The 6,609-nt window shown below is 67.6% G+C and carries 4 protein-coding genes; 3 read left to right on the top strand and 1 reads right to left on the bottom strand.

Annotated features, from left to right (window positions below; all coding sequences use genetic code 11):
* Both AC1D01_RS15960 and AC1D01_RS15955 read left to right on the top strand, forming a co-directional pair.
* Positions 1-2,620: ABC transporter permease/M1 family aminopeptidase (locus AC1D01_RS15960; protein WP_477867872.1), on the top strand; the 2,620-nt coding region annotated here is incomplete at its 5' end.
* 39 nt (positions 2,621-2,659) lie between these two features.
* On the top strand, positions 2,660-2,842 hold the full coding sequence (locus AC1D01_RS15955; protein ID WP_477867870.1) for a hypothetical protein: 183 nt from the start codon (positions 2,660-2,662) through the stop codon (positions 2,840-2,842).
* 326 nt (positions 2,843-3,168) lie between these two features.
* On the opposite strand, the gene rtcR is transcribed toward AC1D01_RS15955, so the two are convergent.
* Entirely contained in the window at positions 3,169-4,770 is a 1,602-nt protein-coding gene (gene rtcR, locus AC1D01_RS15950; RefSeq protein WP_477867868.1) for an RNA repair transcriptional activator RtcR, read from the bottom strand.
* A gap of 196 nt (positions 4,771-4,966) precedes the next feature.
* On the opposite strand from rtcR, the gene AC1D01_RS15945 reads away from it, so the two are divergent.
* Positions 4,967-6,541, top strand: a complete 1,575-nt coding sequence (locus AC1D01_RS15945; protein ID WP_477867866.1) for a vWA domain-containing protein — start codon at positions 4,967-4,969, stop codon at positions 6,539-6,541.
* The last annotated feature ends 68 nt before the right edge of the window (positions 6,542-6,609 follow it).

Here is a 6,609-nt window from a genome sequence, read left to right as displayed (position 1 = left end):
GCTGGGCATCGGGGTGCTGAACGCCGGCGGCTCGCTGTGGTTCAGCGGCGAGTGGTACGGCAGCGGCTCGTACCCGGTGACGCGGCTGATGGTGCAGACGCTGGACGGTGCGTTCACGCTGATGCCGATCATCATCGCGATCTTCTATGCGGGCGAGCTGGTGTGGCGCGACCGCGAGCGCCGCATGCACGAGATCGTCGACGCGACCGCCGCACCCGACTGGGCGCACCTGCTGCCGAAGATCGTCGCGATCGCGCTGGTGCTGACGGCCACGGCGCTGGTCGCCATGCTGACCGGCATGCTGGTGCAGGCCTTGAAGGGCTACACCCGCTTCGAGCCCGTGGCCTACCTGCTGTGGTTCGTGCTGCCGATGACCGTCGGCGCGCTGCTGCTGGCGGTGCTCGCGGTGTTCGTCCAGGTGCTGGTGCCGCAGAAGTTCATCGGCTGGGGCGTGATGCTGCTGTACATCGTCGCGTCGGTCGCGCTGGCGGCGGCGGGCTTCGAGCACAACCTCTACAACTACGGCAGCACGCCGCGGGTGCCGCTGTCGGACATGAACGGCCTGGGCCGCTTCTGGATCGCGCAGGCCTGGTTCGAGGTCTACTGGGGCGGCTTCGCGCTGGTGCTGGCGGTGCTGTCGCATGCGCTGTGGCGGCGCGGCGCGAACCTGGCGCTGCGCCCGCGGCTGGCCCACATGGGCCGCCACCTGCACGGCGGGGCCGGCGCGCTGCTGGCGCTCGGGCTGGTGGTGTGGATCGCGAGCGGCGGCTGGATCTACTACAACACCAACGTGCTGAACGCCTACGTGACGCAGCCGCAGCGCGACACGCAGCTGGCGCAGTACGAGCGCGACTTCCTGCCCTTCGAGAAGCTGCCGCAGCCGCGCATCACCGCGGTCACGCTCGACGTGCAGCTGTACCCGCGCGAAGCGCGCGCGGTGACGACCGGCAGCTACGTGCTGCGCAACCGCACCGGCGCGCCGGTCGACACGCTGCACCTGCTGTGGCCCGAGCGCACCACGCTCGACCGCGTGGAGCTGCCCGGCGCGACGCTGCAGCGCGAGTGGGCGAAGGAGCATTACCGCATCTACCGGCTCGAGCCGGCGATGCAGCCGGACGAGACGCGGGTGCTGCGCTTCGCAACGACGCTGGAAGAGCGCGGCTTCCCGAACGCACAGCCGCTGACGCGCCTGGTCGCCAACGGCAGCTTCGTCAACAACGCCGAGATCACACCGGCGATCGGCATGTCGCGCAACGGGCTGCTGACCGACCGCGCGAAGCGCCGCAAGCACGGCCTGCCGCCGGACCTGCGCCCGCCGACGCTGGAAGATGAATCGGCGCGCGCCGACAACGGCTTCCGCAAGGACAGCGACTGGGTCGATGCCGACATCACCGTGACGACCGACGCCGACCAGACGCCGATCGCCCCGGGCTACACCGTCAGCGACACCACGGCGAACGGGCGGCGCACCGCGCACTTCAAGCCGGACGCGCCGATCAACCACTTCTTCTCGATCCAGTCGGCACGCTATGCGGTGCTGCGCGACCGCTGGAAGGAGGTCGACCTGGCGGTCTACCACCAGCCCGGACACGAGTTCAACACCGACCGGATGATGCAGGCGATGAAGCTGTCGCTCGAGCTCTTCAGCGAGAAGTTCTCGCCGTACCAGTTCCGCCAGGCGCGCATCCTGGAGTTCCCGTCGTACGCCGACTTCGCGCAGTCGTTCGCCAACACGATCCCGTACTCGGAGAACATCGGCTTCATCTCGCGGCTGACCGACCCGCAGAAGATCGACGTGGTGACCTACGTGACCGCGCACGAGATCGGCCACCAGTGGTGGGGCCACCAGCTGGTGCCGAGCTCGCAGCAGGGCGGCGAGCTGCTGGTCGAGAGCCTGGCGCAGTACTCGGCGCTGCTGGTGATGGAGAAGATGTACGGGCGCGACCAGATCCGCCGCTTCCTGAAGTACGAGCTCGACCGCTACCTGCGCCAGCGCGGCGGCGAGGTGGTGGAGGAGCTGCCGCTGGCGCGCGTCGAGAACCAGGGCTACATCCACTACCAGAAGGGCTCGCTCGCGATGTACTGGCTGAAGGAGGTGGTCGGCGAAGAGGTCGTGAACCGGGCGCTCGCGAAGTTGCTGAAGGAATATGCCTTCAAGGCCGCGCCGTACCCGAACAGCCGCGATTTCCTGYGCATCCTGCGCGCCGAGGCCGGGCCGCAGCACGATGCGCTGATCACCGACCTGTTCGAGAAGATCACGCTGCTCGACCTGAAGGCGACCGCCGCGACCGCGACGAAGCGCGCCGATGGCCGCTACGACCTGGTGCTCGAGGTCGAGGCGCGCAAGCTCTACGCCGACGGCAAGGGGCAAGAGACCGAGGCGCCGCTCGACGAGCCGGTGGACATCGGCGTGTTCAGCGCCGAGCCGGGCAAGGAGGGCTTCGGCGCGGACGTAGTGCTGCACTTCGAGCGCCGGCCGGTGCGCAGCGGCAAGCAGTCGATCGCCCTCGTGGTGGACAAGGCGCCGGCCTTTGCCGGGGTCGACCCGTACAACAAGCGCATCGACCGGATCTCGGAGGACAACCTCGTGAAGGTCGAGTTGAAGGATGCCGTGAAGTAATGCTTGACGAACCGGTAAAGAGTTTTTACGATCCGCGCCTTGCTTGAAAAAGCGCACCGAATCAACGAAGCCGAGGACCCCATCGTGATCAGCCGCCACCTTCCCCGTCACCTGCAGCAAGCCGCCCGCGCATCGGGCGAGTGCATCTGCATGGCGATGGGCATGGGGGCGGGCAAGGGTTACGGCAACGATCGACGGCATCCGGGAGAAGGCAGGGCGTAGGCCCCCCTTCGACTCTGTTCACAGAGGCCCGGATTCCGCGATGGATCCGGGCCTTTCTGCTTTTCGAGCCTGGTTCTTGAATGCGCCACCCGCTCCACTTCGGGTGTGCCCTTGCCCTCCGCGACCGCACGAAATGGTGTTGGCGGCGCGGGATGTGCGCGGTCCGGACCCGGACCCCGTGCAGCGAGACACCACATCCGACGGGATGCTCGCGCTTGGACACAGCCGAAGTGCAGTGGATGCCACGGTCACTGCCCTGAACGACATACCGCATGGCGCGATGCCGCGCGGCCAGGGCCAGGGGGTTCGACTCCCCCGCCGCGGCATCAGGCTGTCACCCGCTCCCAACTGAGGCCGTGCTTCGCGAGGTACTTGCGCAGCCGGTCGGCGTCGTTGACGACGCTGCGCTGCTGCCGCGAGACGTCGAACAGCTGGCGCCCCGCCTCCGACAGCGTGCGCGAGCGGCGGCACAGCTGCACGACGGCCTGCAGCTGCAGCCGGTCGAACAGGTCGAGTGCCTGCGCGGCGTCGCCCAGCAAGGCATCGAGGTCGACGGCATCGCTCGCCGGCGCATCGCCCGCGTGGTGCTGCCACAGCCAGCGCAGCCGCTGCAGTTCGGCATCGACCAGCGCCGACGAGATGCGCCCGCCGTCGGCCAGCGTCGCCAGCCGCGTGATGCTGGCCGACAGGTCGCGGAAGTTGCCGCGCCACAGCGCCTCGGGCGACTGGGCGAAGCGCAGGTACTGCAGCCGGGCCTCGGCGTTGAAGCGCACCGCGCGGCCGTTCTCGGCCGCCACGCGGGCCAGCAGGTGCTCGACGTTCGGCTCGATGTCTTCCGGCCGCTGCGCGAGGCCGGGCAGCACGTAGCTCCACAGGTTGATGCGGGCGTACAGGTCTTCGCGGAAGCGGCCCTCGGCCACGTCGATGCGCAGGTCGCGGTTGGTGCCGACCATCAGCTGGAAGTCGCTGGCCACCTCGCGGTCGCTGCCCATCGGGTAGAAGCGTTTCTCCTCGACCGCCTTCAGCAGCATCGCCTGCTCGTCCAGGCCCAGCTCCCCGATCTCGTCCAGGAAGAGCACGCCGCCGTGCGCGCTGCGCAGCAGGCCGGCACGGTCGGCGGCCGCGCCGGTGAAGGCGCCCTTGCGGTGGCCGAACAGCGTGGAGGCGGCGCCGTCGCCGTGCAGCGTCGCGCAGTTGACCTCGACGAACTCGCCGCTCACCTGGTGGCGCGACTTCTTCAGCTCGAACATGCGCCGCGCGAGGTGCGACTTGCCGGCGCCGGTCGGCCCGGTCAGCAGGATCGGCGCGCGCGAGCGCACGGCCACGCGCTCGATCTCGTCGATCAGCGTGTTGAAGGCGGGGTTGCGGGTCGCGATGCCGTCCTTCAGGAAGTCGACCGCGTCCTGCTGCGCCTGGTGGAAGCGCTTGGCGAGCCCGTCGTAGCGCGACAGGTCGAGATCGATCAGCGTCAGGCTGCCGGGGTTGTCGTGCGTCTGCTTCTTCGGCGGCGCGGTCTGCAGCAGCACGCCGGGGATGAAGCGCGACTCGACCATCAGGAACATGCAGATCTGCGCGACGTGCGTGCCGGTGGTGATGTGGGCGCGGTACTGCTCGCGCTCGGTGTCGAAGGGGTAGGCACGCACCCAGTCGTAGAGCGCGCCGTACATCTCGCCGAAATCCCAGGGGTCGGCCACGTCCATCGGGGTCAGGTTGACCACCGTCTCGGGCGAGACCGAGGCGATGTCGCGCTGCACCTGCTGCGCAAGGCCGAGGTGGCGCGGCGTGTGGATCAGCTCGATGCGGTGCACGACGACATCGGGCTGCTGCACCAGCGAGACCGTCGGACGCCACTTCTCCCAGCGGCCGGCGCCCTGGCCGGCGTCGAGCTGGGTGCCGAGGAAGCCGATGACGACGGTGTGCTTGGACATGGACATTTCGCTAGTTCACTAGCTTTCAGTCTAGCTGTACGGGAACTGCACGCTGGTGCTCATCAGGAGAATGCAGCAAGAAATCGAGGAAATTCCTTTGAAATCAAAGGGTTGGAAGATGGTCATCGACGTGGACCCTGATCTGGCACATGCGTTGCAATAGATCAGCCACAAGTTGAATGCGAGGAGAACCCACATGGTCAACACCCAACTGTTCCAGACGCTGAAGGGCAAGCTGTTGCCTGCAGCGGACACGACCAACCATCACCAGGCGCCGGCCTATGCATTGAGCCCGCGTCACCAACTGGCGCAGCTGGCCGCCACCGGTTGCCTGGGCCAGACGTTCTACGCGAGCGCCGAAGAGCAGCTGGGCCGCGTGATGACGCTGGCGGCGCAGGTGGATGCCGTGTTCGTCGCGAAGACGGCGGTTCATGCCCGCCAGGCCGCCCACATGAAGGACATGCCGGCTTTGCTGGCGGCATCGTTGGCGGCACGCGATGTCGCGTTGCTCGGCCAGGTGTTCGGCCGCGTGGTCGACAACGGCAAGATGCTGCGCGCCTTCGTGCAGATCGTCCGCAGCGGTGCGGTCGGTCGCAAGTCTCTCGGAACGCGCCCGAAGAAGCTGGTGCAACACTGGTTGCTGAATGCCAGCGAGAAGCAGCTGTTGAACGCATCCGTGGGCAACACGCCTTCGCTGGCTGACGTGGTCAAGATGGTCCATCCGAAGCCTGCAGAGGCCTGGCGTGCCGCGTGGTTCGCGTGGCTGATCGGCAAGCCCGTCGATGAATCGGCGTTGCCGCCCTTGACGCAAGCCTTCGAGCGCTTCAAGCGGGCCGTCGCCCGCGGCGAGGCTGCCGAGGTGCCGGACGTGCCGTTCCAGATGCTGACGGCGCTGTCGTTGAATGCGCGGCAGTGGTCGAAGGTGGCTCGAACCGGTTCCTGGCAGATGGTGCGTCAGAACCTGAACACCTTTGCCCGGCATGGCGTGTTCGCGCTCGACGGCATGGCCGATGTGATTGCCGCGAAGCTGCGCGATCCGAAGGCGGTGTCGCAGGCGCGGGTGCTGCCGTACCAGCTGATGTCGGCCTTCATGGCGACGGGCGACGCTGTTCCGGCGGTGGTGCGCGATGCGTTGCAGGATGCGATGGAAGTGGCGTTGGCCAACGTGCCGCGTCTCGAAGGCCGGGTCGTCGTGTGCCCCGACGTGTCGGGTTCGATGAGCTCGGCCGTGACGGGCCACCGTGGTTCGGCCACCAGCACCGTGCGTTGCATCGACGTGGCAGCACTGGTGTCGGCAGCGATCCTGCGCAAGACGCCGACGGCGCGCGTGTTGCCGTTCGAGCAGAAGGTCGTGAAGCTCGCGCTGAACGGCCGCGATTCGGTGATGACCAATGCGAAGGCCTTGGCCCGCATCGGTGGCGGCGGTACGAACTGCAGCGCGCCGCTCGCGTTGCTGAATGCCGAGCAGGCGAAGGTGGACCTGGTGGTGCTGGTGTCGGACAACGAATCGTGGGTGGACGCCCGTCGGGGCGGCGCGACGCAGACCCTGCGCGAATGGGAGCTGTTGAAGCAACGCAACCCGCAGGCACGCCTGGTGTGCATCGACATCCAGCCGCATGCGACGACGCAGGCGGCAGAGCGCGAGGACATCATGAACGTCGGGGGCTTCTCCGATGCGGTGTTCTCGATGCTGGCGATGTTTGCCGAAGGCCGGATGGGTGCGCAGCACTGGGTCGGCGAGATCGAGAAGGTCGCGTTGGAATTGCAATGAAGTGATTGAAAGCTGTCGCGTGGCGAATGCCGGGTGGGACTACATCTTGAAACTGTTCCGTCTCCCCA

The sequence above is a fragment of the Rhizobacter sp. P3_B12 genome, assembly GCF_056402895.1.
The sequence above is the reverse complement of the archived record's forward strand: the minus strand, read 5'-3'. Positions and strand labels throughout refer to the sequence as shown.